The following is a 25,478-nucleotide window of genomic DNA, read 5'->3' as shown; positions in this document are numbered from 1 at the left end:
CCTCAGTCGAGCCTGACGATTCTGATCGTTTCGTCCTGCAGAAAAGCATGCACGGCGCGCCCGCGCAGATCGGCGCGGATTTCGTCCGCCGTCATGTAGAAGCCGCCGACGGCGACGAGCTCCGCCTCCATCTTGCGGCAGAAGATGCGCGCGCGCGTCTCGCCGTAGGAACCGGCCATCACGCGGCCGCGCACCGCGCCATAGACATGAATGGAGCCGCCGGCGATGACGTCGGCGCCGGAGGCGACCGAGCCGATGACGATGACGTCGCCGGCGGGATGAAAGATCGATTGGCCCGAGCGCACCGGCGCTTCGACGACGAGCGGCGCGGCATGGCGATCGCTTTCGGCGTTCTCCGGGGCTGCGGTCTTTTCGCCGCGCAGCGCGGCACCGATCTCGGCGAAAGCGGTCCGCTCGTGCGGCGTCAGCGGCGCCGGCTGCTGCTGCTCGGCGCTCGAGGGCTCGTCGGAGGCGAGCGCGCGGCCGCTCATGAGGATCGGCGGCAGTTCCTCGCAGGCCCAGGCGGGCTCGACGCCGGTCAGGCCCATGACGCGGACATTGCGTTCGGACAGCCGATCCAGGAGACCGACGACTTCGTCGCGTTCGAGGCCGAGCTTGGAAAGGTCGATGACGATCGCCTTGCGCGCGAAGAAGGCGGGCGAGCGCTCGAGACAGGCGTCGAGCTTCTCGATCCAGCCGTCGATCGGCGCGTCGGGCTCGATGGCGAGGACCGGAAAGGACCGGCCTCGGAAGCGGATGTGGGAGGATGAAGATTCGGTCAACGGCGCGGACTCGCAAGCTCTGCTGCGAGTCCCATTTCATGCCAGCATGGTTAACAGCGGGTTAAATTACCTAAGCGTAAATTCGACGCCGGTCCCTTGCTTCGCTTCGCTCGCAATGACGAGCGACCTCCGAGGCGCAGCCATTGCGAGCAGCGACGAAGCAATCCAGAGTCTCGTCCACGGCTCCGGATCGCTTCGCCCGCAGCGGTCAGAAGAAGCCGAGGCTGCGGGGGTTGTAGGACACCAGCAGATTCTTGGTCTGCTGATAATGATCCAGCATCATCCGGTGATTCTCGCGGCCGACGCCCGATTGCTTGTAGCCGCCGAACGCGGCGTGCGCCGGATAGGCGTGGTAGCAATTGGTCCAGACGCGGCCGGCCTGAATGGCGCGGCCGACGCGATAGGCGCGATTGATGTCGCGCGTCCATAAGCCCGCGCCGAGGCCATAGATCGTGTCATTGGCGATCATGACCGCTTCCTCGTCGGAATCGAACACGGTCACCGAGACGACGGGGCCGAAGATTTCCTCCTGGAACACGCGCATCTTGTTGTTGCCGGCGAGCACGGTCGGCTTCACATAATAGCCGCCGGCGAACTCGCCGCCGAGCTCGGCGGGGCCGCCGCCGATCAGTATGTCCGCGCCTTCCTTGCGGCCGATGTCGAAATAGCCGAGGATCTTCTCCATCTGCTCCTGCGATGCCTGCGCGCCGAGCATGGTCTTCTCGTCGAGCGGATCACCCTGCACGATGGCGCCGACGCGCTGCAGCGCGCGCTCCATGAAGCGGTCGTAGATGCTTCTGTGCACCAGCGCGCGGCTCGGGCAGGTGCACACTTCGCCCTGGTTGAGGGCGAACATGGCGAAGCCCTCGAGCGCCTTGTCGAGCAGGGCGTCGTCCTCGGCGGCGATGTCGGCGAAGAAGATGTTGGGCGATTTGCCGCCGAGCTCCAGCGTGACCGGAATGAGATTGCGCGCGGCATATTCGCCGATGAGCCGTCCGGTGCCGGTCTCGCCGGTAAAGGCTACTTTGGCGATGCGCTTGGAGGAGGCGAGCGGCCGTCCCGCCTCGAGGCCGAAGCCGTTGACGATGTTCACGACGCCGGGCGGCAGCAGGTCGCCGACGAGGTCGGCCCAGACGAGAATGGAGGCCGGAGTCTGCTCGGCCGGCTTCAGCGCCACGCAATTGCCGGCGGCGAGCGCGGGCGCGAGCTTCCAGGCGGCCATCAGCAGCGGGAAGTTCCACGGAATGATCTGGCCGACGACGCCGAGCGGCTCGTGGAAATGATAGGCGACGGTGTCGTGGTCGAGCTCCGATATGGCGCCTTCCTGCGCGCGGATGGCGGCGGCGAAATAGCGGAAATGATCGACGGCGAGCGGAATGTCGGCGGCCAGCGTCTCGCGGATCGGCTTGCCATTGTCCCAGCTCTCGGCCTCCGCGAGCGCGGCGAGATTCTGCTCCATGCGGTCGGCGACGGCGTTGAGCAGCCGCGCCCGTTCGGAGACGCTGGTCCGGCCCCAGGCGTCGCGAGCTTCATGAGCGGCGTCGAGCGCCTTCTCGATATCGTTCTCGTCGGAGCGTGCGACCTCGCACAGGGTTCGGCCGTTCACCGGCGTCTTGTTTTCGAAATAGCGGCCATTGGCCGGCGCGACCCAGCGGCCGCCGATGTAGTTCTCGTAGCGGGGTTTGAACTGCGGCTCGGCGGAGCGGATGAATTCGGGCCTCGTCATGGCGGTCTCCTCTCTTCGTCACGCGCTCTTGCGTTCTGTTCGCGGCGTCGTGGCTCCAATGTCTGCCCGCGCGCGAGAGCCCGCCAGTGGGAAAACGCGCGACGACGGCATTCTCTACGTCAGGCGCCTCGAGCGGCCCGAGACGGTCGAGCTTCCGGCGCCATGTCGCCCGGCCGACGCCGAGCAGCTTCGCCGCGGCCGAGATATTGCCGCCGCCAGCGCCCGCCGGACGTCGTCGCCCGAGCAGTCGCCGCCCGAGCAATCGTCGTCGCGCGAGCCGCAGGACGAGGTCGGCGCGGGCGAAATCGGAATGGTTGACGGCGCTTGGCGCCTCAGGAATTTAGATATATCCGGAATGGAGAAATGATCGAAGGTCTCCGCGCCGGCAATGGCTCGGCGCCACCCGAGAGGCCGGCCGTCAAGTCGACGGAGACATATGCGCGTCCTCTCCCGAGCCGACCGTTTACAAACTCCACCCGCGTTGCCGACGCCCATGACGCGGTCATCGTGTCCGCGACTTCCTGCTCCTGGTCGAGAAACCGATCCATGCCCGTCTGGTCCAGCGAACAGGAGCGCGCCCTCTCCTCCGTCGCCGCTTGGCTGAAGGACCGCCCGCAGGTCTTTCGCCTGTTCGGCTATGCCGGGACCGGCAAATCGACGCTCGCGCGCCACATCGCCGAGAACGTCGACGGCGACGTCGCCTTCGGCGCCTTCACCGGCAAGGCGGCGCTGGTCATGCGCTCCAAGGGCTGCAAGGACGCGCGCACCATTCACAGCCTCATCTATCGCGCGACCGATTCGGAGACCGAGGAGCCGAGCTTCGAGCTCAACGAGGACAGCGAGGCGGCCAAAGCGTCGCTCATCATCATCGACGAATGCTCCATGGTCGACGAAGAATTGGGCCGCGATCTCCTCTCCTTCGGCAAGAAGGTGCTGGTGCTCGGCGATCCGGCGCAATTGCCGCCGGTGAAGGGCGGCGGCTTCTTCACCGAGGCCGAGCCGGACGTGATGCTGACGGAGGTGCATCGCCAGGCCGCCGACAATCCGATCGTGCGCCTGTCGATGATCATACGTGAAGGCGGGCGGCTCGACCATGGCGTTTATGGCGACACGCGCGTGGTGCGGCGCGACGCGCTCGATCCGGCGCTGGTGACGGGCGCCGATCAGGTGCTGGTCGGACTCAATCGCACGCGGCGCGCCTACAACGCCCGGCTGCGCCAATTGCGCGGCTTTTCAGGCGCGCTGCCGCAGACCGGCGAGAAGCTCGTCTGCCTGCGCAACAATCGCAAGAAGGGCCTGCTCAACGGCGCGCTGTTCACGGTGAAGAGCGCCGGCGCCGTGCGGCGCGGCAAGGTGCGGCTGCTGGTCGAATCGGAGGAGGCGGCGGGCAAGCTGCAGCGGGTCGGCGTGCTGCCGCAATTCTTCGACGGCGGCGAGGCGGAGATTCCCTATGCGCAGCGCAAGGATTCGGACGAGTTCGACTATGGCTATGCGCTGACCGTGCACAAAGCGCAGGGCTCGCAATGGGACGATGTGGCGCTGTTCGACGAATCGCACGCCTTCCGCGAGCACCGAGCCCGCTGGCTCTACACCGGAATCACGCGCGCGGCGCAGAGGCTCACAGTGGTGGCGTGAGAGGCGACGCGCACAACCTCTCGCCGACGCCTGACGGAGCCCGGCGGCAGCCGGGCTCCGAGAAGCCGCCTCAGCGGCTCGGCTGCGCGCCGTGCGACGTGGCGCCGGAACGCCCGCCGCTCTTCATGGATTTGCTCGGAATGTCGCTATAGGGCGCCAGGCCATGCGCTCCGGGCGACGAGCTCGCGCCCTTGGGAGACTTGGGAGATTGGACGGAGCGGCCTTCGGTCGCTCCGCGCGCGGATTGGGCGGATCGAGCCTGCGCGCCCGTTCCGCGTCCCTGCCAATAGCTCGAGCCCCGCTCGCGCATCTCTATCGATCGGCCGCCGCGGGGCTGCGGATAGGCCGAGCGGCCGCCCCTCATTCCGCGCTCCTGATAGGTTCCCCGGCTCCTGTATGCGCCCTTGCCGTATGTGCCCTTCCCGTGCGGCGCATAGACGCTCCGCCCCCCTCTCGTCACGCACCGCCATTCTCCGCCTCGCTCGTGGATCAGGCGGCCGCCTTTCGACGCGCAGCGCGCCTCTATGCCGCGCGGCGCATAGGCCGAGCGGCCGGTCGCCGCACGGTGATAGGAGCCACTGCGTCCTTGCGACGGACGACTCTCGTAATTTGTCGCGGCAGCATATTTCGCCTCTTTGGACGAGGAGCCTGACGGCGCTGCGCTGGCCTGGCCGGCAAAAGTGAGCCATCCGAGCGCAGCCGCGCCGATCGTCAGTGTCTTCATGAGGTTCATCTGCACACTCCGGATCGCGAGCTCTACGAGAGAGGCCGCGGCGCCCCCCAGGGCGTCCAAACGCGCGGGCGCCGCTCGGGTTCCCCGATTCGACACAGCGGCGGCGCGCATGGTCCCGCCCGAGCGGGCGGCGACGGCGCGATTGCAAGTGGAGACGACGGTACCTATAGTCCGCGCCAATTCCGGCCGGAACGCGAATGAAAGAGCCGGATCAGCCGAGCCCAGGGGATCGAGAACGTCATGCTGGAAGGCCTGCGCACCGCATCGCAACATCGGATCGGCCGCATCATCCTCGGGATCGTCATGGGCTTCATCGCTCTGAGCTTCGCCGTCTGGGGCATAGGCGACGTGTTCCGCGGCTTCTCGACGACGCGGCTCGCCAAGGTCGGCTCCGGCGAAGTCTCCGTCGACGCCTATCGCGCCGCCTATCAGAACGAGCTTCGCCGCCTGCAGCAGCGCGCCCGCCGCGCCATCACCAATGAGGAGGCGCGCCGTTATGGCCTCGACGAGCAGGTGCTGCAGCGTCTCATCACCGAGCTCACGCTCGATCAGAAGGCGCGCGCGCTCGGCCTCGCCATCGGCGACCCGGAGGTGCTGAAGCTCGTCCGCGACGAGACGGTGTTCAAAGGCCCCACGGGCAAGTTCGACCCTGACCGGTTCAAGCAGATCCTGCGCGACGCCGGTTATACCGAGCGCGGCTTCCTCGCCGAGCAGAAGAGCGGCTATGTGCGCAAGGAGCTGACCGATTCGGTCGTCGCCGCGCTGGAGCCGCCGCAGCTCGTGCTCGAGGCGCTGCACCGCTTCCGCAACGAAGCGCGCGACGTCGATTATTTCGAGCTGCCCGCCTCCGCCGCCGGGGAAATCGCCGCCCCGAGCGACGACGAGCTGAGGAAATATTTCGAGGATCGCGAGCAGAGCTTCCGCGCCAAGGAATATCGCAGGCTCGCCATTCTCTCCGCGACGCCCGCGAGCCTCGCCAAGCCGCAGGACGTCTCCGAGGAGGAAGCGCGCAAGCTCTATGACGAGGTCAAGACGAAGCGCTACGGCACGCCCGAGAAGCGTCATCTGCGCCAGCTCCTCTTCGCCACGAAGGAGGAGGCCGAGCAGGCGCTGAAGCGCCTCGAGGGCGGCCTCTCCTTCGACACGCTCGCCGACGAGCGCAAGCTCGGGCCCAAGGACATCGACCTCGGCCTGCTCGAGGCCAAGGATCTCGGCGAGATCAAGCTTTCCGACAAGGTCTTCGCCTCCGACAAGCCCGGCTTTGTCGGTCCTGTTCAGACCGCCTTCGGCTTCGCCATTCTGGACGTCGAGAAGATCGTTCCGAGCGTCGTCACGCGCAGCTTCGAGCAGACCCGCGACGAATTGCGCGGCGAGATCGCCCGCGAGCGCGCCGCGCCGCAGGTCCGCAAAGTCCACGACGCGATCGAGGATCAACGCGCGAGCGGCAAGGCGCTCGCCGAGGCGGCGAACTCCGTCGGGCTCGAGGTGACGACCGTCGAGGCGACCGATGCGACCGGCCGCGACAAGTCGGGGCAGGAGATTCCGAGCGTCTTCGGCTCCGAGGACCTGCTCAAGGCGGCGTTCGCCTCCGATGTCGGCGTCGACAACGACACGGTGGCGACACGCGACGGCGGCTATGTCTGGTTCGAGGTCGCCAAGGTCGAGCCCGCGCGCGCTCGGACTTTCGAGGAGGCGAAACCGAGCGTCGAAACCGCGGTGCGCGAGGAGCGGCTGCAGAAGGCGCTCGCCGGGAAAGCGGACGCGCTCGCTGCGGAGCTGCGCACCGGCAAGCCGATCGCCGACGTCGCCAAATCCGTGGGGGCCGAGGCGCAGCGCGCCAATGAGGTGAAGCGCGCGCCCAATCCTGCAATCCCCAACGCCGCGATCATCGCGATCTTCGACACGCCCGTGCATGGCGCGGGCTCGGTGGCGATCGAGGGCGGCCGGCTGGCGTTCGTCGTCGAGAATGCGACGACGCAGCCCTATGACGCGACCTCGCTCGAGGCCAAGGCGGCGGCGGAACAGCTGAAGCCCGCCTTCACCAACGACATCCTCGAGCAATATGTCGGCGCGTTGGAAAAGATCTACAACGTCAGCATCAATCAGAACGCGCTCGAAGCGGCGACCGGCGGAGACCAGGGCCAGTGAGCGAGGCGCCATTCGAGCCGTCGTTCGAGGCCTTCGCGGCCGAGCACGAGAACGGGCGCGCCGCGCTCGTCGTCACGCGGCTCGTCGCCGATCTCGAGACTCCTGTCTCGGCCTATCTGAAGCTCACGCGCGCGCGGCCTTCGAACACGTTCCTGCTCGAGTCGATCGAAGGCGGCGCCGCGCGCGGCCGCTATTCGATGATCGGTCTCGATCCCGACGTCATCCTGCGCATCGACGGCGAGAGGGCGTCGATCAATCGCCGCGCGCTGCGCGAGGCCGACGCCTTCGAGCCCTGCGATGCGCCGCCGCTCGACGCGCTACGCGCGCTCATCGCGGAGTCGGCGGTCGATCAGGCCGCGCATCTGCCGCCGATGGCGGCCGGCGTGTTCGGCTATCTCGGCTATGACACGGTGCGGCTGATGGAGCGGCTGCCGCCGGCCAAGCCCGACGCGCTCGGCGTTCCCGACGCGATTCTGCTGCGGCCGACGGTGATGGTCGTGTTCGACACGGTGCGCGACGAGATCATCATCGTCACGCCCGCGCGTCCGCAGCCGGGCGTCGCGGCGAAAGCCGCCTATGAGACCGCGCTCGCGCGTCTCGACGCCGTCGTCGCGACGCTCGAGACGCCGCTCGAGCAGCGCGAGACGCAGGCCGATCCGCTGCTGCTCGCGCAGGAGCCGGTCTCCAACACGGCGCTCGAGCGCTTTCTCGGGATGGTCGAGCGCGCCAAGGACTACATCCGCGCCGGCGATATTTTTCAGGTCGTGCTGTCGCAGCGCTTCACCGCATGCTTCGCGCTGCCCGCCTTCGCGCTCTATCGCGCGCTGCGCCGCGTCAATCCGGCGCCCTTCCTGTGCTTCCTCGATTTCGGCGCGTTCCAGATCGTCTGCTCCTCGCCGGAGATCCTCGTGCGCGTGCGCGAGGGCAAGGTGACGATCCGCCCCATTGCCGGCACGCGCTGGCGCAGCGCCGACAAGGCCGAGGACGAGCGCCTCGCCGCCGATCTTCTCGCCGACGAGAAGGAGCGCGCCGAGCATCTGATGCTGCTCGATCTCGGACGCAACGATGTCGGCCGCGTCGCGGCGACGGGAACGGTGACGGTGACGGAGAGCTTCGCCATCGAGCGCTACAGCCACGTCATGCACATCGTCTCCAATGTCGAGGGCGCGCTAGATGCGTCGCGTGACTGCATCGACGCGCTCGCGGCGGGATTTCCCGCAGGCACGGTCTCCGGCGCGCCGAAAGTGCGCGCAATGGAGATCATCGACGAATTGGAGACGGACAAGCGCGGGCCTTACGGCGGCTGCATCGGCTATTTCGGCGCCGGGGGGCAGATGGACACCTGCATCGTGCTGCGCACGGCGATCGTCAAGGACGGCAAGATGCATGTGCAGGCGGGCGCGGGCGTCGTCTATGACAGCGATCCCGAATACGAGCATCGCGAGACGGTGAACAAATCGAAGGCGCTATTCCGCGCCGCAGAGGAAGCCGTGCGCTTCGCGACGCGGCCCAGGCGCGGACAGTAGTCGAAGTGGAAGTGAAACAGAAACGCTCGCAGAAAAAGGCGCGCTTCCTTCTCCCGCTCCGCGGGAGAAGGAAGCGCGTGTCAAGAGTCGTGCAGCTTTGCATCGACGAAAGAGGCTTCGCGTGACCGAGCACACGCTCTACGACGACGCCGACGATCCGCACCGGCCGATCCGCGTCGGAGAGGCGAGCGTCTCGACCGAAGCGACGCGATGGGGCCAGCTGCTCACTCTGTTCATGCGCGTGATGGCGCTGTTCTGGCTCGCGCAGGGCGTGATGCAATGGAGCCTCATGCTCACGTCCGCACAGCCGATCTTCGACACGCTGCCGACGCATGTCGCGCTCGCCGTCGTGTTCTTCGCCGTGCTCGATCTCATCGCCGGGGTCGGCCTGTGGCTGGCGACGCCCTGGGGCGGCGTGCTGTGGCTGCTCATCGCCAGCGCGCAGATCTTCGTGACCGCGACCGCCCCCGGCTTCTTCTTCGGCGGCTATTGGCTCGTCGCCTTCGATCTCATGCTGATCGGCCTCTATTTTTTCCTGACTTTCGAAGCCGGACGCGATTATGAAGCGCAGCGGCTGCGCGACAAGCGGCGCCGGCGCCGCGCGCCCGAGATCGAGATGAACGAGAGCCTTCTCGAGCGCTGGCTGCGCCGCGCCCGCGAGACGCTGGCGCGGCTCGACGGACTGTAGGTCGCGCGCCTCGCAAATAAGCGACAAAGCGCAGAAAATTCGACTGAATCTATTTACCGCGCCTTCACCGCGCGAGCGGTAGTGGAGGTAAACGGCGGATTCAGACTGTTGCTTAAAGCGGTCTTCATCCGCGCTCGCTAAGGTCCGCCCATGGATAGGCCGGAGCTCGACATCCGGCGCGAATAGACGAGACGGAGCTTGTTCATGAATACGGCGTCGAAGACCGAAGCGGCGCAGGCGCGCACAGACAAGATCAACGAGATACGACCGATCTATCTCGAGTCGCTGACCTTGGTCGAGCGCCTGCATCGCCGGCTGCTCGATGTGATCAAGGACGAGTTCGACCGCCGCAATCGCGGCGATGTGAATTCGGTGCAGGCCCTGCTTCTCTACAATATCGGCGACAAGGAGCTGACCGCGAGCGAATTGCGCACGCGCGGCTATTATCTCGGCTCCAACGTCTCCTACAATGTGAAAAAGCTCGTCGAGATGGGCTATCTCCATCACGCCCGCTCGCGGATCGATCGCCGCTCTGTGCGCATCAGCCTGACGCCCAAGGGCAAAGAGGTCCACGACATCGTCGCCGCGCTCTACGACAAGCATGCGACAACGGTCGAGCAGATCGGCGGCGTGTCGCCCTCCGAATTCCGCACCGTCAACACGGCCCTGACGCGCCTCGAGCGCTTCTGGACCGATCAGATCCGCTATCGTCTCTGACGCTCCCCTCCCCCTCCATCGCCTCCTCGCGGGCGGTCGCCGCTGATGCGTCGATCGCCCTTTTTTCGTCTCGGCGAAATTCTGATATGAGTACGACCTCGTCGCGCCGCCCTGCGACGTCTGGATTGCTTCGCTTCGCTCGCAATGACGCGCTTCGTCATCGCGACGTCCTTCTCCCGGTAGAGAGGCAAACATGCGCTGGTCGCTCACGCTCGGCAGCTTCAAGGGCACCGCTGTGCGCATTCATGTCACCTTCATCCTGCTGCTCGCATGGATCGGCTTCTCGGCCTATCGCAGCGGCGGATGGGAGGCGGCGCGCGACAGTTTGTTGTTCATCACGCTGATCTTCGCTTGCGTGGTGCTTCACGAGTTCGGTCATATATTGACCGCGCGCCGCTTCGGCATCGTCTCGACCGAGGTCACGCTGCTGCCGATCGGCGGCGTCGCCAATCTCGCGCATATGCCCGAGAAACCGGGCCAGGAGCTGCTGGTGGCGATCGCCGGCCCGATGGTGAACATCGTCATCGCGATCGCGCTCTTCGTCACTCTGGGGACCTTTCACCCCGAGGCGCTGACGCAGCTCGACGATCCGCATCTCGGGCTTCTCCCGCGTCTCGCCGCGGCCAATCTGTTCCTCGCCGTCTTCAACATGATTCCGGCCTTTCCGATGGACGGCGGCCGCGTGCTGCGCGCGGCGCTCGCCATGTGGCTCGATCGCGCCAAGGCGACGCGCATCGCCGCCTCGGTCGGGCAGATGTTCGCCTTCGTACTCGGCTTTCTCGGCCTCTTCGGCAATCCTCTGCTCGTCTTCATCGCCATCTTCGTCTACATGGCCGCCGCCGGCGAGGCGCAGATGACCGTTGCGAGCGAAGCGACCCGCGGCCTCGCCGTCGCCGACGCGATGGAGACGCGCATCGCCGCGATCGACTGGGGCGCCGATCTCGCCGAAGCGGTGGATATTCTGCTCGCCACCTCTCAGGAGGAGTTTCCGGTCGTTTCCGCCGGCGGGCGCTTCATGGGCCTGCTCGGCCGCGCCGACATCATCGAGGCGCTGAAGAGCGAAGCGCGCAGTGCGCCGATCGCGCCTTATGTGCGCCGGAACGCGCCGACCGTCGGCGCGAACGCCCCGCTCGACAAGACGATCGAGAGCTTTGCCAATGCGGCGGCGATCGGCGTTCTGGACGCAGACGGCGCGCTCGCGGGCCTGTTGACCCGCCAGAGCCTCGCGGAGATCGTCCTCATCGCCAATCTGCGTCCGGACTGGCGCCTCGCGCGGCGCGGCAGAGGCTGAGGGGAGGAGAGCCGAACGCCTGGAGCGAGGCCGTCGTTGCGAGGAGCGAAGCAACGAAGCAATCCAGAAGCCCCCTCGCTTTGCTGCGCTCGCGATGATGGCAATCGGCTGCATGGCTCGGATCGATCACGCCGCACGAAGCGCGCCGTCTTCCCCCTCCCCTGCCCCCATGTCATAACCCGCCCCATGTGGCGCGCGACCGTCCTCACCCTCTTTCCCGAAATGTTTCCGGGCCCGCTGGGCCTGTCCCTCGCCGGCGACGGGCTCGCACACGGGCTTTGGGCGCTCGAGGCGCACAATATTCGGGAGCATGGGCTCGGTCGGCATCGCGCCGTCGACGACACGCCCGCCGGCGGCGGCCCCGGCATGGTCATGCGCGCCGACGTTCTCGCCGCCGCGATCGACGTCGCCGCGCCGGAGGGCGACGCGCGGCCGCGGCTGCTGATGAGCCCGCGCGGCGCGCCGTTGACTCAAGCGCGGGTGAGGAGCCTCGTCGAAGGCGAAGGCGTCGTCGTCCTGTGCGGGCGATTCGAGGGCGTCGACGAGCGCATTATCGCGGCGCGCGCGCTCGAGGAAATCTCGATCGGCGATTATGTGCTCTCGGGCGGCGAGATCGCGGCCATGGCGCTGCTCGACGCCTGCGTGCGGCTGCTGCCCGGCATCATGGGCGAAGCGGCGTCGGGCGTCGAGGAGAGCTTCGAGACTGGCCTTCTCGAATATCCGCATTATACGCGGCCGCGCGAGTTCGAAGGCCGCGCCATCCCGGAGATTCTGCTCTCCGGCGATCATCGCAAGATCGCGGAATGGCGGAAGGAAGAGGCGCTGCGGCTCACCCGCGAGAGGCGGCCGGAGCTGCTGCGGCGCGGGTGAAGGGCGCTCCCTTCTCCCGCTTGCGGGAGAAGGTGGCCCTCGCGTCAGCGAGGGTCGGATGAGGGCTGCTGCGGTTCGCGGTTCCGACGACGTCTTCAAGATCGCTGCAGTGAGACGGCCCCTCATCCGACCCGGCTTCGCCGGGCCACCTTACTTTCGCGAGTGGGAGAAGGAACGCGCGTCGACCGTCCCGCACTTCGACCAATCACCGCGTCGGCACCGGCGTGCCGCTGCGATAATCGTAGAAGCCGCGCTGCGTCTTGCGGCCGAGCCAGCCGGCTTCGACATATTTCACGAGCAGCGGACAAGGGCGATATTTCGAATCGGCGAGCCCCTCGTGCAGCACCTGCATCACCGAGAGGCACACGTCGAGGCCGATGAAATCGGCGAGCTGGAGCGGGCCCATCGGATGATTCGCGCCGAGCCGCATCGCCGTGTCGATCGCCTCGACCGACCCCACGCCCTCATAGAGCGTATAGATCGCCTCATTGATCATCGGCAGCAAAATGCGATTGACGATAAAAGCCGGGAAATCTTCCGACACCGTCACCGTCTTGCCGAGCCCCGAGACGAATTGCTTGGCGGCCTCGAAGGTTTTGTCCTCGGTGGCGATGCCGCGGATGATCTCGACCAGCTGCATCTTGGGCACGGGATTCATGAAGTGAATCCCGATGAACTGCTCCGGCCGTCCGGTCACCGCGGCGAGGCGGGTGATCGAGATCGAGGAGGTGTTGGTGCCGATCATCGCGCCGGGACGCAGAGCCGGACCGAGCGCGGCGAGGATGTTGCGCTTGACCTCCTCGTTCTCGGTCGCGGCCTCGATCACGATGTCGCTGTCGCCGAAGGCGGCGAAATCCTTCGCGGGACGGATGCGCGCCAAGGCGGCGTCGCGGTCCCCCTCGACGAGCGCGCCCTTCTCGACCGCGCGCGAGAGATGCGCCGAAATATCGTCTATGCCGGCCGCGATGCGCTGTTCCGACACGTCGTTGAGCGCCACATCGAATCCGGCAAGGGCGCAGACTTGAGCGATGCCTCTGCCCATCTGCCCGGCGCCGACGATGCCGACCTTGCGAATTTCCGAGGTCATTTTTCTTGACACCACAGCCGTGAACGCTCTCGCTTCACCAAGCGGAGCCGGTTCTGATCAGTATAGCGCGCGAACCGCCGGTCTGAAAACCGGCTTACCGACCGAAAGGCGAGCTTGCGGCCCGTATCCGCGCGGGGCGCGCCCGGCGCCGAGGAGCCGGGCGAGGCATGTCACCGTCCCGCTTTCGCCAGCTCGGCGTCGAGCTCCTTCAGCGCGGGGAAAAGATCGGCGACGAGGCCGAAGTCGGCGACCTGGAAGATCGGCGCCTCTTCGTCCTTGTTGATCGCGACGATCACCTTCGAATCCTTCATTCCGGCGAGATGCTGGATCGCGCCGGAAATGCCGACGGCGATATAGAGGTCCGGCGCCACCACCTTGCCGGTCTGGCCGACCTGCAGATCATTGGGCGCATAGCCGGCGTCGACCGCCGCGCGCGAAGCGCCGATCGCCGCGCCGAGCCGATTGGCCACCGGCTCGATATATTCCTGGAAATTCTCCGCGCTCGCGAGGCCGCGGCCGCCGGAGACGATGGTCTTGGCGGCGGTGAGCTCCGGTCTCTCGGACTTCGCCAGCGCCTCGCTCTCGAAGCTCGACAGCGCCGGATCGGAGCCCGCCCCGACCGCCTCGATCGAAGCCGCGCCGCCGTCGCCGGTCGCGGCGAAGGACGCGGTGCGCACGGTGATCACCTTCTTGGCGTCCTTCGACCGCACGGTCTGGATCGCGTTGCCGGCGTAGATCGGCCGCTCGAACGTGTCGGGCGCGATTACTTTGATGATGTCGGAGACCTGCGCCACGTCGAGGAGCGCCGCGACGCGCGGCAGCACATTCTTCGACGAGGAGGTCGAGGGCGCGAGGATCGCGTCATAGGCGCCGGCGAGGCCGACGACCAGCGCCGCCAGCGGCTCGGCGAGCTGATGAGCATAGAGCGCATCGTCGACGACGAGCACCTTGTCGACGCCCGCGAGCTTTGCCGCGGCCTCGGCGGCCGGGCCGACGCCCTCGCCGGCGACGAGGACATGCACGCCGCCGCCGATCTGCAGCGCGGCGGTCAGCGCCTTGGCGGTGGTGGGGGCGAGCGCGGGCCCTCGGGTTTCCGCGACGAGTAGGACCGTCATGTTCAAAGAACTCCCGCAGTCTTGAGCTTCTCCAGCAGCTCGGGGATCGAGCCCACTTTGATTCCCGCCTTGCGCGCCGGCGGCTCGGCCGTCTTCAGCACCTCGAGGCGCGGCGAAATGTCGACGCCATAATCGGCGGGCGCTTTCACCGCCACTTCTTTCTTCTTCGCCTTGATGATGTTCGGCAGGCTGGCGTAGCGCGGCTCGTTGAGGCGCAGATCCGTCGTCACCACGGCCGGCAGCTTCAGGGTGACGGTCTGCAGGCCGCCGTCGACTTCGCGCGTCACATTCACCGAGCCGTCGCCGATCTCCACCTTGGATGCGAAAGTGCCCTGCCCCCAGCCGAGCAGCGCGGAGAGCATCTGGCCGGTCTGATTGCTGTCGTCGTCGATCGCCTGCTTGCCGAGAATGACGAGCCCGGGCTGCTCGTCGGCGGCGATCTTGGCGAGAATCTTGGCGACGGCGAGCGGCTCGACCGTCTCGTCGGTCTTCACATGAATGGCGCGGTCGGCGCCCATGGCGAGGCCGGCGCGGATCGTGTCGTCGGCCTTGGCCGGGCCGATGGAGACGAGCACCACCTCGGTCGCCTTGCCGCGTTCCTTGAGGCGCAGCGCCTCCTCGACGGCGATCTCGTCGAAGGGATTCATCGAGAATTTCACATTGGCGACGTCGACGCCGGTCCCGTCCGCCTTGACCCTGATCTTGACGTTATAGTCGACCACCCGTTTGACGGGCACGAGAACCTTCATCGCGCAACTCCAGGCGAGATTGACGTTCGTCTCGAATGTTCGAAAAATCGAGCCGCCCTTCGAGCGCCGCGTCGAGAACGAAGGAACCCGCTCCGGGGCGCGGAGCGCGCGCGGAACGCTCGGATAATGCTCTGGTAACCTCGGCGTGCATCCCTGTCAAACGGTCACCGCGCCCAAAGGCGCGGGCCCGCTCGTCGCGCGTCTCCTTCGGAGGGCGGGCCGGCAGGTTCTCAGCGGCCCATCGTGACGATCGGCGCGAAACAGCCGAGAATGAGGCGCACCGGGTCGAAGGGAATTTCGCCGGGGATCGCGAAGCGCTCGTCCTCATGCATTCTCGCTTCGGCGGATTCGAGGGTCGCCTTGTCGGGCCACACCTGCCACGAGAACACGATCTTCTCGCCCGGCCTCGCGTCGACGGCGCGGCGGAAGTCCGTATATTTGCCGCTGGGAACATTGTCCTCCCAGGCCTCGACGATCTCGACGCAGCCGTATTCCTTGAAGAGCGCCGCGCTGTTCTCGGCCCATCGACGATAGGCGTCCATCTTGTCGTCGGGAACAGGAATGACGAATCCCGCAATATACATGTCAGGCGCCCCCGCGATCTCTCGTATGCGGCGATATTCGAACAATTGCAGCCCCGCCGGCCTCACTGCCACGGGCCGACGAAAGGCTTCGGGCCGAACCAGCGGACGTCCCGCCGCTTGAACAGAGGCGTCAGCGCGAGACCGGCGAGAATGCCGCCGACATGCGCCCACCAGCCGACCTGTCCCTGCTCGTCCGTGAGGGCGTTGAACAGCTGGAGCAAAATCCAGGTGCCGACGAAGAGCGAGGCCGGCGCATGGATCGGGATGATTCCGGCGACGAGGCCGAAGATGGTCGAGCGTGGATAGAGCAGGATGAAAGCGGCGCAGACGCCAGAGATCGCGCCCGAAGCGCCGACCAGCGGGTGAATGGTGAAGGGCGCGCCGAAGGCGAACAGCAGCCCCGCCGAAACGCCGCAGAGCAGATAGAAAGCGAGATAGGGAAGAGAGCCCATCCCGTCCTCGACATTGTCGCCGAAGACATAGAGAAAGATCATATTGCCGGCGAGATGACCGATCCCCGAATGGAAGAACAGGCTCGTCAGCACGGTCCAGTCGGCGCCGGGCGTGACGATCCAGTGGGCGAGCTCGGCGCGGCCGAACAGCACCGCCGGAATGAGGCCGAAGCCGCGGACAACCGTGAGCGGATCGCCGAAAGCTTCGCTGAACACGGCGACGAAGACGGCGACGTTGATCGCGATCAGCGACCAGTTGACGAGCGGCCGCCGCACATATCGCAGCGGCGCGTCGTCGTGAAGCGGCAGCACCATCGCACATCTCTCCCCATCCGGCCGAAATCGAGGTCGCCGCCGCCGCCGCCCGGCAGTTTATAGCGCGGTCCGAGCTCTGGCCAAGACGCGGGAGAGGGGCGGCCGCGCGATCTGGAGCGTCAGGCCGCGCAGCCCGGCGGTGTCGAGGAGCAGCGTCGCGCCGCAATAGACGAAAGCGCCGACGCCGATCTGCATGAGCAGCGTGGCCGCGCCGGGGGGAAGCCCGGCGAGCGGCCGCACCGCGAGAATCATCGCGCCGGTGGAGGCGAGCGCGGCGAGAATGTCGCGCAGGCGCGGCCATTGCGGCGCCGTGCGCGCGGCGAAGGCGACGAGCGCGGCGAGCGCCACGATATAGGCGCCGCATTGGGCGAGCGCGAGGCTCGAGGCGTCGGCGCCCCGCGGCAGAGCGAGCGCGAAGACGAGGCCGGAGACCACGGCGACGGAGGCGGCGCCGATCAGCGGCGCGGTCTTCTTCTCGATCTGGAACACCGGATTGACGGCGAATTGGATGAGCCCCATGGCGAAGAGGCCGGGCAGCAGCAGATCGAGATAATGGCCGAAGGGGCCGCGGAACTGCGCGGGCACGATCAGCTCCTCGATCGACGGCATCGTCAACCAAGTCCCGGCGCAGGCGGGCATGAGGAAGGCGGCGACGATCGTCATATTGCGGGCGATCTGCTCCTTGGCCTTCTGCGACCCGTGCCGCTCCTGGGCGGCGACGGCGATCTGGAACAGCAGCACGTCGAGCGCCGAGCCGAGCGCGTAGATGGCGCGAATGCCGAGGTCATAGGCGAGCGAGAACTGCCCCGTCTCGGCGAAGCCGTAATAGCTCGTCACCAGCGCCCGCGCCGCCAGCGGCACGGATTGGTAGAGCATATTGGCCGCGACGATCGGCGCGCTGTAGGAGACGAGCGTATGCGCCGTGGCGAGGCGCGCGCCGCGGGGCGAAGCGCCCGGATCGGCGAGGGATGCGCGCGCCGTCAGCACGGCGCCGAACAGGCTCGCGAGGCTCCCGGCGAGCGCCATGCCGGCCGAATGAAAGACGAAGGCGCCCCCGCCTGTGAGCAGCAGGGCGAGAACATTCTTCGTCAGCACGACGCGGCCGTAGAGCCTGTCTTCGAAACGCGCGCGCAGGAGGGCCGTCGAATAATCGAAGAGTCCGTTGATTGCGGCGGTCGCCAGCGCCAGAGCGATCAGCGCGTCGCCGAGCGAGACGGAGGGAGCGAAGAGGAGAAAGAGGCCGCCGCAGAGCGCGAGCGCCGCCGTGACGGCGAGAAAAGCGAAATCGAGCGTGGAACGGATGGCCGGCTCGGCCTCGCGCACCCGCGTCGAGTAGAAGCGCGTCGCGGAAAGGCGCATCCAGTCGAACAGCGCGGTCTGAATGACGACGCCGATGGCGAAAGCGAGGGCGAAGCGGCCATATTCCTCGGGGCCGAGAAATTTCGCGACCAGCAGGCCGATCAGGAAATTGGCGATCGTGTTGGCGAGGAAGGCGGCGAGAACCTTCAATTCGTGTCTTCCCTTGCGAAATCCCCGCGCGCGACGCCGTCTCCCGCTCGCGGGAGAAAGAGCGCGTCCCGAAATCGAGGCTAACGATCAGTCGCCAAGAAACCCTTATCGCGATTCATCCGGAAGGAGTCGCGCGTCACGACCTCGCGTGCTCGATCTGTCCGATCGCGTCGACGACGGCGTCGAAGGTCAGAAGCGTCGAGGCGTGGCGCGATTTGAAATCGCGCACCGGCTCGAGGAGTGCGACGTCGCCCCATTTGCCTTGCGGCGGAGCGCCGTTCTCCTTGAGCATCCTGCGGACGATCTCGCGCAGCTCGCGCAGCTCGCGCGGCGTGGAGCCGACGATGTTGCGCGCCATGATCGAGGAGGCGGCCTGGCCGAGCGCGCAGGCCTTCACCTCATGGGCGAAATCCGCCACTTTTCCGTCGCAGAGAGTGACGTCGACGGTCACCGTCGATCCGCACAATTTGGAATGGGCGGTGGCGCTGGCGTCCGGAGCCTCGAGCCGGCCGAGGCGCGGGATCTGCGCGGCGAGCTCCAGAATGCGCTGGTTATAGACTTGATCGAGCATGTGGCCGATAAGTTGCTAGCGGGGGGTTACGTGGATTTCTTCCACTGAGTATATAATTCCTCGGGCCGCGCCGAAAGCGGCCATCTTCCCCGAAGACCGTCGGGCTTCTTTGTTTTCCTGGAGGCGCCACATGGATGCCGTGGTTAAGTCCTTGCTCAGCCGTCCGGAGACGGCCGAGAAGCCCGTCGAGCGGCCGAGCCGCGAAGAAGCCGAGGCGGCGGTGCGCGTGCTGCTGCGCTGGGCGGGGGACGACCCCGACCGCGAAGGGCTGAAGGAGACGCCGCGCCGGGTGGTGAAGGCTTATGAAGAATTTTTCCGCGGCTATCAGGAGGATGCGGGAGAGGCGCTGGCGCGCGTCTTCGAGGAGGTCGAGGGCTATGACGACCTCGTCCTCGTGCGCGACATCCCCTTCGTGTCGCATTGCGAGCACCATATCGTGCCCTTCGTCGGAAAAGCCCATATCGCTTATTATCCGACCGGCGGCGTCGTCGGCCTCTCCAAGCTCGCCCGGCTCGTCGACATTTACGCCAAGCGGCTGCAGACACAGGAAGCGATGACGGCGCAGATCGCGTCGGCCATCAACCAGCATCTCGCGCCGCGCGGCGTCGCCGTGCTGGTCGAGGCGGAGCATATGTGCATGTCCATGCGCGGCGTGCTGAAGCAGGGCTCCTCGACCGTGACCGTGCAATTCTCGGGCGTGTTCCGCGACGATCCGGCCGAGCAGGTGCATTTCTATACGCTTCTGCGCGGCGCGCGCTGAGCGCCTTTCGCCGGGAGACGCGCCCATGTCCGCACTGCCGCCGGCCGAGGCGCGCGAAATCGAGGAAGGGCTCGTCCTCGCGCCCCGTTTCGACGCGCAGGGCCTCGTCGTCTGCATCACCGTCGAGGCGGCGACCAAGGAGATATTGATGGTCGCCTATATGAACGAGCTCGCGCTCGACAAGACGATCGAGACCGGGATCGCGCATTATTGGTCGCGCTCGCGCCAGAGCCTCTGGCGCAAGGGCGACACCTCCGGCCAAGTGCAGAAAGTGCTGTCGATCGAGGTCGATTGCGACCAGGACGCGCTGCTGCTCAGGGTCGAGCCCGGCGGCGACGGCAAGGCCTGCCACACGGGACGCAAATCCTGCTTCTATCGCCGTCTCGCCGACGGGAAGACTCGGCGGCTCGAGTTCGCGTGAGCGTCACGCCCGCCCTTCGACGCTTCTCTCGATCAGATGGGCGAGATCGGTCATGATCGCGTTCAGATCATAATTCTTCGGCGTATAGACCGCGGCGACCCCATTCTCGCGCAACAGCTTCTCATCGGCCGGCGGAATAATGCCGCCGACCACGAGCGGCACTTCGCCGAGGCCCTTCTCCTTCATCAGCCGCAGCACTTCGTGCGCGAGGGTCACATGCGAGCCCGACAGGATGGAGAGGCCGACGCAATGCGCGCCTTCCTTCTGCGCGGTCTCGACCAGCTCCGCCGGAGTCGAGCGGATGCCGGCGTAGATCACGTCGAAGCCGGCGTCGCGGGCGCGAACGGCGATCTGCTCGGCGCCGTTGGAGTGGCCGTCGAGGCCCGGCTTGCCGACGAGGAATTTCGCGCGCTTGCCGATCTTGGTCGAAACGCGCTGCACCTCCTCGCGCACGGCGTCGAGCTGGCCGCCGACCTGGCGAGCGGTGGAGGAGACGCCCGTCGGCGCGCGATATTCGCCGAAGACGCCGCGCAGCACGGTTCCCCATTCGCCCGTGGTGACGCCCGCCTTGGCGGCGGCGATCGAGGGCTCGACCATATTGCCGCCCTCCTTCGCCGCGCGCACCAGCTGGTCGAGCGCCGCCTGCGCAGCCTTGGCGTCGCGCTGCTCGCGCCAAGCTTTCAGCCGCGCGATCTGCTCGGCCTCGACATGCTCGGGCACGACCATGATCTGGTTGTCGCCGGAGGTGAGCGGCGAGGGCTCGCCCTCGGTGAATTTGTTGACGCCGACGACGATCTGCTCGCCGGCCTCGATCGCCTCGAGCCGCGAGGTGTTGCTCTCGACGAGCTTCGACTTCATATAGCCGATCTCGACGGCCGCTGCGGCGCCGCCCAGCTCGCCGATCTTCTTCAGCTCGGCCATGGCCTCGGCCTTCAGCGCCGCGACCTTTTTGGCGATCACGGGATTGCCGTCGAAAATGTCGCCATATTCGAGAAGGTCGGTCTCGTAGGCCATGATCTGCTGCATGCGCAGCGACCATTGCTGATCGAAGGGCCGCGGCAGGCCGAGCGCCTCGTTCCAGGCCGGCAGCTGCACGGCGCGGGCGCGGGCGGTCTTCGACAGCACGACCGCCAGCGCCTCGATCAGAATGCGGTAGACGTTGTTCTCGGGCTGCTGCTCGGTGAGGCCGAGCGAATTGACCTGCACGCCATAGCGGAAGCGGCGCGATTTCTCGTCCGCCACGCCATAGCGGTCGCGGGTGATCTCGTCCCACAGCTCGACGAAAGCGCGCATCTTGCACAGCTCGGTGACGAAGCGCATGCCGGCGTTGACGAAGAAGGAGATGCGGCCGACGACCTCCGCGAAATCCGCATCCGACAGGCCGGCGGACTTCACGCCGTCGAGAATGGCGCAAGCCGTCGCGAGCGCATAGGCGAGCTCCTGCGCCGGCGTCGCGCCGGCCTCCTGCAGATGGTAGGAGCAGACATTCATCGGATTGAACTTCGGGCATTCCTTCGTCGTGAAGAGAATGAGGTCCTGCGTCAGGCGCAGCGACTGCGCCGGCGGGAACACATAAGACCCGCGCGAAAGATATTCCTTGATGATGTCGTTCTGCGTCGTCCCCTGGAGCTTTCCGCGCGGCGCGCCCTGCTCGTCGGCCGCCGCTATATAGAGCGCGAACAGCCAGACGGCGGTGGCGTTGATGGTCATCGACGTGTTCATCTCCGCGATGGGGATTCCGTCGAAGAGCGTGCGCATGTCGCCGAGATGGGAGACGGGCACGCCGACCTTGCCGACCTCGCCGCGCGAGAGGATATGGTCGCTGTCATAACCGGTCTGGGTCGGCAGGTCGAAAGCGATGGAGAGACCCGTCTGGCCCTTGGCGAGATTGGAGCGATAGAGACGGTTCGACTCCTTGGCCGTGGAATGGCCGGCGTAGGTGCGGAACAGCCAGGGCTTATCGCGACGGGGCGCAGCGGATTCGGTCATGTGTTCGGTCTCCCTCCGAAGGGTCCGATAACACAGGAAAGCGTTTTGGCGAAAGCGTTCGGGCGAGGGAACGTCGGACGATCCGACGATTGCACGGCGGCCGCGCTTTCGAAGTCGACCGCGCGGTCGCCGTCCCGCATCATTGGGGAAATGCAGTCGACTTGCGCGAAGTCGCGCCGACTGTCTGTGCCTTTTGTCGAAAAGAGCGATCAGAATTTGGCGACTACGGGGCTCGCCGACGGACGGAAGAAATCGAAGTGATAGTCCACGCCGACGCGGACGACATGCCCTTTGAATTGCGAGGTCGGAACGGGAGAGCCGAGCATGACGATCGCGTTTCCGCTCACATAGGTGTTCGAGGCCGGGGAGACGCTGGTGGAAACGCGGCCGAGGTCATAATACAAATATTCGACCTTGGCGCTCCACTGCGGCAGGAACATCCACTCGGCGCCGCCGCCCGCCGTCCATCCGACGCGCGTATCCGAGACGGTGCCCGAGAAGGCGTTGGTCGGCGTTCCGGGAAGCGCGACCGACTGAGAGCCGTTGATGCTCAGATTCACTTGGCCATAGGCGAGACCGCCCGTGCCATAGACGAGCAGCGTCGGCAGGAAGAGATAGCCGACGCGGCCGCGCACTGTGCCGAGATAATCGACGTTGCGCGTGATGCTGTTCTGTTGCGCGAACGGTAGGGGACTGGACTGGCGGATATTTCCATTCGAGGCGGCGAGGCCTTGGATGTCAGCTTCGATACCCGCGACGAAACTATTGAATTGTCGATTATAACCGATCTGGCCGCCGCCGATGAACCCGTCGTTGGAGGCGCCGGCCGCAGCCGCCGCCGAGCCGAACGAGGAGCCCAGCGAGCCGGCGGTCCCGTCGCCCTGCTGCACAATCAGCAGGCCCTGGTCGCTCCAGCTATAGCCTGCATTGAGACCGACATAGAAACCGGTCCACGACGGCGGCGGAGGAGGTAGAAAAGGCGGCTCCTTTTTCGAAGGGAGATCCGCGGCGAGCGTGGAGCCCATCGAAACGCCGAGCGCCATCGACGCGGCAATCGAGAGATGTCTCACGAAACAACTCCTCGCTACGTCGGCGTGTCGATCGAAATCCGCGGGCCGAAAGCGACGAATCTCCGGCGCTGCTGGACCGAGAATCCAGCGAATGACACGCCGAGCCAAAACTCGGCAGTCAAAATTGCAGCAAAAAACGAACAGCGTCAATCACCGGCCGGCGACGAACGCTCCCGGCAGCCGCAGCACCCGGCAGGGGCCGCTCGCCGCGACCGCCGGCGCGCCGGTCTCGCGGATCAGCAGCGCCTGGGAGCGGACCAGTTCGGTCAGCAGCGACGAATCCTGCAAGGCTTGCGGCGTCGCGACCAGGCGGCCTTCGGCGTCACGCGCGAGGCTCGCGCGCATATAATCGCGGCGGCCCTTGTTGGGCTTCAGCGGCGCGCCGGCGATCGCAGCCTCGCTCTCGTCGGCCCCGGCGCGCGGATCGCCCTGCAGCGCGCGGATCAGCGGGGCCAGAAACACCAGAGCGCAGACGATCGCCGCCACCGGATTGCCGGGCAGTCCGAGAATGCGCGTGTCGCCGAGACGCCCATGGATCAGCGGCTTGCCCGGCCGCATGGCGATGCGCCAGAAATCCAGAGTCATGCCCTGGCGCGCGAGCGCCGGCCGCAGCAGGTCGTGGTCGCCGACCGAGGCGCCGCCGAGCGTCACCAGCACATCCGCCTTCTCCTCACGGGCGCGGGCGAAGCCTTTCTCCAGCTCGGCGATGTCGTCGCGGAAGATGCCGAGGTCGATCGCCTCGGCGCCGGCGCTTTCCGCGATGGCGGCCACGGCGTAGCCGTTGCAGGCGATGATTTGAGCCGGCCCGGGCTCGACTCCGGGCGGGACCAGCTCGTCGCCCGAGGCGATCAGCGCCACGCGCGGGCGTCGCGCGACGGGCAGCAGAGGATGGTTGATCGCCGCGGTCAGCGCGAGTTCGCTCGGCCCGAGGCGCGTTCCCGAAAAAAGCGCCGCGTCGCCCTCGCGGAAGTCGAGCCCGCGCGGGCGGATGTGGCGGCCCGCCGGGGGCGCAGAGGCGGCGCCGACGCCGACGCCGCCGGCGTCGACGGTCGCGTCCTCCTGCAGGAGAATCGTGTCGGCGCCCTCGGGCACGGGCGCGCCGGTGAAGATGCGGACGGTTTCGCTCGGCGCCAGCGGCGCGCCATAGCCATGACCGGCGGCGCTCTCGCCGACGAGTCTGAGCCGCGCGCCGGGCGCGGCGAGATCGGCGGCGCGCAGCGCATAGCCGTCCATGGCCGAGACGGCGACCGGCGGCTGGGTGCGGCGCGAGACGAGATCCTTCGACAGAGTGCGGCCGAGGGCCTTGGAGAGCGGTACGTCTTCCCCACCGGACAGACGCGTCACGCCGGCGAGCACGCGGGCGAGGGCCTCGTCCACGGACAGCAATTTGTCGTCAGCCATTTTGGTCCATTTCGTCGCGGCGCCATTCGCCCGAGCGTCCGCCGCGCTTTTCCAGGAGCCCCACGCCCTCGATCCGCATGCTGCGGTCGACGGCCTTCAGCATGTCGTAGACGGTCAGCAGCGCGACGCTCACCGCCGTCAGCGCCTCCATCTCGACGCCGGTCTTCCCGGTGACAGAGACTTCCACCGTGACCGTCACGCCGGGCAGGGTTTCATCCGGCTCGAGTTCGACGGCGATCTTGGTGACCGGCAGAGGATGACACAGCGGAATCAGCTCGTGCGTCTTCTTCGCCGCCATGATCCCGGCGATGCGCGCGACGCCGAATACGTCACCCTTCTTCGCCTGTCCCTCGACGGCGAGCGCGAGGGTCGCCGCAGCCATCACGATGCGGCCTCTCGCGCGCGCGAAGCGCTTCGTCTCCGGCTTGTCGGAGACGTCGACGATATGCGCTTCGCCCTTGTTCGAGAGATGCGTCAGAGCGCCCATCTCAAACGCGCGCCCGCCTGTGCTCGGTCGCCGACGCGCCGTGCAGAAGCGCGCGCGTCGCCGCGGTCACGTCGTCCTTGCGCACGAGGCTCTCGCCGACGAGGAAGGCGAAGACGCCGGATTTCTCGAGCCGCAGGCAATCCTCATGGCTGGCGACGCCGCTCTCGGCGACGATGATGCGGTCCTTCGGAATGCGCTCGGCGAGGCGCTCGGTGGTCTCGAGCGTGACCTCGAACGTATGCAGATCGCGGTTGTTGACGCCGACGAGCCGCGTCTCCAGCGCCAGAGCGCGATCGAGTTCGCGTTCGTTGTGCGCCTCCACCAGCACGTCCATGCCGAGATCATGCGCCGCCGTGTTGAGCGCCTTCGCCTCTTCGTCCGAGACGGCGGCCATGATGATCAATATGCAGTCGGCGCCGAAGGCGCGCGCCTCGAACACCTGATAGCGATCATAGAGGAAGTCCTTGCGGATCGCCGGCAGATGCGTCGCCTTGCGCGCGGCCTCCAGATCCTCGAGCCGGCCCTGGAAGGAGGGGCCGTCGGTCAGGACGGACAGGCAGGCGGCGCCGCCGGCCTCATAGCCCCGGGCGAGAGCCGGCGGATCGAAGTCGCGGCGCAGCACGCCTTTGGAGGGACTCGCCTTCTTGATCTCGGCGATGAGCGCGATGCGGCCTTCGGCGAGTTTGGCCTCGATCGCATGGACGAAACCGCGCGGCGGATCATGGTCGCGCACATTGCGCTCGAGCGTCGAGAGCGGCATGCGCACCTTCGCGTCGTTGATCTCGGTTCGCTTATAGGCTTCGATCTTGCTCAGAATGTCGGTCATGCTGCTTACCTAGAACGGAATCGCCG

At 66.8% G+C, this 25,478-nt stretch carries 24 protein-coding genes and 1 pseudogene; 9 read left to right on the top strand and 16 right to left on the bottom strand.

Annotated features, from left to right (window positions below):
- Positions 1-2: 2 nt before the first annotated feature.
- From minC to AC6IW9_RS13700, 3 genes and pseudogenes are all read right to left on the bottom strand, one after another.
- Positions 3-782, bottom strand: coding sequence for a septum site-determining protein MinC (gene minC, locus AC6IW9_RS13710; RefSeq protein WP_497764366.1), 780 nt, complete (start codon positions 780-782; stop codon positions 3-5).
- A 208-nt stretch (positions 783-990) separates the two neighbouring features.
- Positions 991-2,508, bottom strand: a complete 1,518-nt coding sequence (exaC, locus tag AC6IW9_RS13705) for an acetaldehyde dehydrogenase ExaC (protein WP_497764365.1) — start codon at positions 2,506-2,508, stop codon at positions 991-993.
- Positions 2,509-2,659: 151 nt separating this feature from the next.
- Positions 2,660-2,770 (bottom strand): annotated as a pseudogene (locus AC6IW9_RS13700) (helix-turn-helix domain-containing protein); the annotation flags it as partial.
- Between the two features lie 284 nt (positions 2,771-3,054).
- On the opposite strand from AC6IW9_RS13700, the gene AC6IW9_RS13695 reads away from it, so the two are divergent.
- On the top strand, positions 3,055-4,143 hold the full coding sequence (locus tag AC6IW9_RS13695) for an ATP-dependent DNA helicase (RefSeq protein ID WP_497764363.1): 1,089 nt from the start codon (positions 3,055-3,057) through the stop codon (positions 4,141-4,143).
- Positions 4,144-4,213: 70 nt separating this feature from the next.
- Here AC6IW9_RS13695 and AC6IW9_RS13690 read toward each other — a convergent pair whose 3' ends face one another.
- Positions 4,214-4,876: a hypothetical protein gene (locus tag AC6IW9_RS13690; RefSeq protein ID WP_497764361.1), complete on the bottom strand. Its 663-nt coding sequence runs from the start codon at positions 4,874-4,876 to the stop codon at positions 4,214-4,216.
- A gap of 240 nt (positions 4,877-5,116) precedes the next feature.
- Between AC6IW9_RS13690 and AC6IW9_RS13685 the strand changes: the two genes are divergently transcribed.
- From AC6IW9_RS13685 to trmD, 6 genes are all read left to right on the top strand, one after another.
- On the top strand, positions 5,117-7,024 hold the full coding sequence (locus AC6IW9_RS13685) for a SurA N-terminal domain-containing protein (protein ID WP_497764359.1): 1,908 nt from the start codon (positions 5,117-5,119) through the stop codon (positions 7,022-7,024).
- Positions 7,021-8,550: an anthranilate synthase component I gene (gene trpE / locus AC6IW9_RS13680; protein ID WP_497764356.1), complete on the top strand. Its 1,530-nt coding sequence runs from the start codon at positions 7,021-7,023 to the stop codon at positions 8,548-8,550. The genes AC6IW9_RS13685 and trpE overlap by 4 nt, the downstream gene beginning before the upstream one ends.
- A 121-nt stretch (positions 8,551-8,671) precedes the next feature.
- Positions 8,672-9,238 carry a DUF6163 family protein gene (locus AC6IW9_RS13675; protein WP_497764354.1) on the top strand — a complete coding sequence of 189 codons (567 nt, stop codon included), beginning with the start codon at positions 8,672-8,674 and terminating at the stop codon, positions 9,236-9,238.
- A 204-nt stretch (positions 9,239-9,442) separates the two neighbouring features.
- Positions 9,443-9,955 carry a transcriptional regulator LdtR gene (gene ldtR, locus AC6IW9_RS13670; protein WP_497764351.1) on the top strand — a complete coding sequence of 171 codons (513 nt, stop codon included), beginning with the start codon at positions 9,443-9,445 and terminating at the stop codon, positions 9,953-9,955.
- 193 nt (positions 9,956-10,148) lie between these two features.
- Positions 10,149-11,246: a site-2 protease family protein gene (locus tag AC6IW9_RS13665; RefSeq protein WP_497764349.1), complete on the top strand. Its 1,098-nt coding sequence runs from the start codon at positions 10,149-10,151 to the stop codon at positions 11,244-11,246.
- Between the two features lie 186 nt (positions 11,247-11,432).
- Positions 11,433-12,116: a tRNA (guanosine(37)-N1)-methyltransferase TrmD gene (gene trmD, locus AC6IW9_RS13660; RefSeq protein ID WP_497764347.1), complete on the top strand. Its 684-nt coding sequence runs from the start codon at positions 11,433-11,435 to the stop codon at positions 12,114-12,116.
- A gap of 205 nt (positions 12,117-12,321) precedes the next feature.
- Here the strand turns inward: trmD and AC6IW9_RS13655 are convergent, their stop codons facing one another.
- The 7 genes from AC6IW9_RS13655 to AC6IW9_RS13625 all read right to left on the bottom strand — a co-directional run bounded on the left by AC6IW9_RS13655 (position 12,322) and on the right by AC6IW9_RS13625 (position 18,498).
- The gene (locus AC6IW9_RS13655; protein WP_497764346.1) at positions 12,322-13,203 is read right to left on the bottom strand and encodes a 3-hydroxybutyryl-CoA dehydrogenase; all 882 of its coding nucleotides are present in this window, start codon (positions 13,201-13,203) and stop codon (positions 12,322-12,324) included.
- Between the two features lie 170 nt (positions 13,204-13,373).
- Positions 13,374-14,318, bottom strand: coding sequence for an electron transfer flavoprotein subunit alpha/FixB family protein (locus tag AC6IW9_RS13650; RefSeq protein ID WP_497764345.1), 945 nt, complete (start codon positions 14,316-14,318; stop codon positions 13,374-13,376).
- A 2-nt stretch (positions 14,319-14,320) separates the two neighbouring features.
- Positions 14,321-15,067: an electron transfer flavoprotein subunit beta/FixA family protein gene (locus AC6IW9_RS13645; RefSeq protein ID WP_497764343.1), complete on the bottom strand. Its 747-nt coding sequence runs from the start codon at positions 15,065-15,067 to the stop codon at positions 14,321-14,323.
- A 230-nt stretch (positions 15,068-15,297) separates the two neighbouring features.
- The gene (locus AC6IW9_RS13640; RefSeq protein WP_497764341.1) at positions 15,298-15,651 is read right to left on the bottom strand and encodes a DUF1428 domain-containing protein; all 354 of its coding nucleotides are present in this window, start codon (positions 15,649-15,651) and stop codon (positions 15,298-15,300) included.
- 62 nt (positions 15,652-15,713) lie between these two features.
- Positions 15,714-16,418: a rhomboid family intramembrane serine protease gene (locus AC6IW9_RS13635; RefSeq protein WP_497764339.1), complete on the bottom strand. Its 705-nt coding sequence runs from the start codon at positions 16,416-16,418 to the stop codon at positions 15,714-15,716.
- Between the two features lie 57 nt (positions 16,419-16,475).
- Positions 16,476-17,927 carry a lipopolysaccharide biosynthesis protein gene (locus tag AC6IW9_RS13630; RefSeq protein WP_497764338.1) on the bottom strand — a complete coding sequence of 484 codons (1,452 nt, stop codon included), beginning with the start codon at positions 17,925-17,927 and terminating at the stop codon, positions 16,476-16,478.
- Between the two features lie 136 nt (positions 17,928-18,063).
- Positions 18,064-18,498, bottom strand: coding sequence for an iron-sulfur cluster assembly scaffold protein (locus tag AC6IW9_RS13625; protein ID WP_497764336.1), 435 nt, complete (start codon positions 18,496-18,498; stop codon positions 18,064-18,066).
- A gap of 130 nt (positions 18,499-18,628) precedes the next feature.
- On the opposite strand from AC6IW9_RS13625, the gene folE reads away from it, so the two are divergent.
- Both folE and hisI read left to right on the top strand, forming a co-directional pair.
- Positions 18,629-19,258 (top strand): GTP cyclohydrolase I FolE, encoded by a 630-nt coding sequence (folE, locus tag AC6IW9_RS13620; RefSeq protein WP_497764335.1) that lies wholly within the window; start codon positions 18,629-18,631, stop codon positions 19,256-19,258.
- Between the two features lie 25 nt (positions 19,259-19,283).
- Entirely contained in the window at positions 19,284-19,679 is a 396-nt protein-coding gene (gene hisI / locus AC6IW9_RS13615; protein WP_497764333.1) for a phosphoribosyl-AMP cyclohydrolase, read from the top strand.
- Between the two features lie 3 nt (positions 19,680-19,682).
- Here the strand turns inward: hisI and AC6IW9_RS13610 are convergent, their stop codons facing one another.
- The 5 genes from AC6IW9_RS13610 to trpC form a co-directional block, all read right to left on the bottom strand.
- On the bottom strand, positions 19,683-21,668 hold the full coding sequence (locus tag AC6IW9_RS13610) for a protein meaA (RefSeq protein WP_497764332.1): 1,986 nt from the start codon (positions 21,666-21,668) through the stop codon (positions 19,683-19,685).
- Between the two features lie 209 nt (positions 21,669-21,877).
- The gene (locus AC6IW9_RS13605; protein WP_497772524.1) at positions 21,878-22,711 is read right to left on the bottom strand and encodes an outer membrane protein; all 834 of its coding nucleotides are present in this window, start codon (positions 22,709-22,711) and stop codon (positions 21,878-21,880) included.
- Between the two features lie 177 nt (positions 22,712-22,888).
- Positions 22,889-24,139, bottom strand: coding sequence for a molybdopterin molybdotransferase MoeA (locus AC6IW9_RS13600; protein WP_497764330.1), 1,251 nt, complete (start codon positions 24,137-24,139; stop codon positions 22,889-22,891).
- Positions 24,132-24,626 carry a cyclic pyranopterin monophosphate synthase MoaC gene (moaC, locus tag AC6IW9_RS13595; RefSeq protein WP_497764329.1) on the bottom strand — a complete coding sequence of 165 codons (495 nt, stop codon included), beginning with the start codon at positions 24,624-24,626 and terminating at the stop codon, positions 24,132-24,134. The genes AC6IW9_RS13600 and moaC overlap by 8 nt, the downstream gene beginning before the upstream one ends.
- Before the next feature lies 1 nt (position 24,627).
- Positions 24,628-25,452, bottom strand: a complete 825-nt coding sequence (gene trpC / locus AC6IW9_RS13590; protein ID WP_497764327.1) for an indole-3-glycerol phosphate synthase TrpC — start codon at positions 25,450-25,452, stop codon at positions 24,628-24,630.
- Positions 25,453-25,478: the final 26 nt, after the last annotated feature.

The organism is Methylosinus sp. shoA (assembly GCF_059718125.1).
The sequence above is the reverse complement of the archived record's forward strand: the minus strand, read 5'-3'. Positions and strand labels throughout refer to the sequence as shown.

What these genes read in the sequence shown, in the direction of transcription:
- exaC (WP_497764365.1), bottom strand. Translation starts at nt 2,508, where the DNA reads ATGACGAGGCCCGAATTCATCCGCTCCGCCGAGCCGCAGTTCAAACCC.
- AC6IW9_RS13695 (WP_497764363.1), top strand. Translation starts at nt 3,055, where the DNA reads ATGCCCGTCTGGTCCAGCGAACAGGAGCGCGCCCTCTCCTCCGTCGCC.
- AC6IW9_RS13690 (WP_497764361.1), bottom strand. Translation starts at nt 4,876, where the DNA reads ATGAACCTCATGAAGACACTGACGATCGGCGCGGCTGCGCTCGGATGG.
- AC6IW9_RS13685 (WP_497764359.1), top strand. Translation starts at nt 5,117, where the DNA reads ATGCTGGAAGGCCTGCGCACCGCATCGCAACATCGGATCGGCCGCATC.
- ldtR (WP_497764351.1), top strand. Translation starts at nt 9,443, where the DNA reads ATGAATACGGCGTCGAAGACCGAAGCGGCGCAGGCGCGCACAGACAAG.
- AC6IW9_RS13665 (WP_497764349.1), top strand. Translation starts at nt 10,149, where the DNA reads ATGCGCTGGTCGCTCACGCTCGGCAGCTTCAAGGGCACCGCTGTGCGC.
- trmD (WP_497764347.1), top strand. Translation starts at nt 11,433, where the DNA reads ATGTGGCGCGCGACCGTCCTCACCCTCTTTCCCGAAATGTTTCCGGGC.
- AC6IW9_RS13655 (WP_497764346.1), bottom strand. Translation starts at nt 13,203, where the DNA reads ATGACCTCGGAAATTCGCAAGGTCGGCATCGTCGGCGCCGGGCAGATG.
- AC6IW9_RS13650 (WP_497764345.1), bottom strand. Translation starts at nt 14,318, where the DNA reads ATGACGGTCCTACTCGTCGCGGAAACCCGAGGGCCCGCGCTCGCCCCC.
- AC6IW9_RS13645 (WP_497764343.1), bottom strand. Translation starts at nt 15,067, where the DNA reads ATGAAGGTTCTCGTGCCCGTCAAACGGGTGGTCGACTATAACGTCAAG.
- AC6IW9_RS13640 (WP_497764341.1), bottom strand. Translation starts at nt 15,651, where the DNA reads ATGTATATTGCGGGATTCGTCATTCCTGTTCCCGACGACAAGATGGAC.
- AC6IW9_RS13635 (WP_497764339.1), bottom strand. Translation starts at nt 16,418, where the DNA reads ATGGTGCTGCCGCTTCACGACGACGCGCCGCTGCGATATGTGCGGCGG.
- AC6IW9_RS13625 (WP_497764336.1), bottom strand. Translation starts at nt 18,498, where the DNA reads ATGCTCGATCAAGTCTATAACCAGCGCATTCTGGAGCTCGCCGCGCAG.
- folE (WP_497764335.1), top strand. Translation starts at nt 18,629, where the DNA reads ATGGATGCCGTGGTTAAGTCCTTGCTCAGCCGTCCGGAGACGGCCGAG.
- hisI (WP_497764333.1), top strand. Translation starts at nt 19,284, where the DNA reads ATGTCCGCACTGCCGCCGGCCGAGGCGCGCGAAATCGAGGAAGGGCTC.
- AC6IW9_RS13610 (WP_497764332.1), bottom strand. Translation starts at nt 21,668, where the DNA reads ATGACCGAATCCGCTGCGCCCCGTCGCGATAAGCCCTGGCTGTTCCGC.
- AC6IW9_RS13605 (WP_497772524.1), bottom strand. Translation starts at nt 22,711, where the DNA reads ATGGCGCTCGGCGTTTCGATGGGCTCCACGCTCGCCGCGGATCTCCCT.
- AC6IW9_RS13600 (WP_497764330.1), bottom strand. Translation starts at nt 24,139, where the DNA reads ATGGCTGACGACAAATTGCTGTCCGTGGACGAGGCCCTCGCCCGCGTG.
- moaC (WP_497764329.1), bottom strand. Translation starts at nt 24,626, where the DNA reads ATGGGCGCTCTGACGCATCTCTCGAACAAGGGCGAAGCGCATATCGTC.
- trpC (WP_497764327.1), bottom strand. Translation starts at nt 25,452, where the DNA reads ATGACCGACATTCTGAGCAAGATCGAAGCCTATAAGCGAACCGAGATC.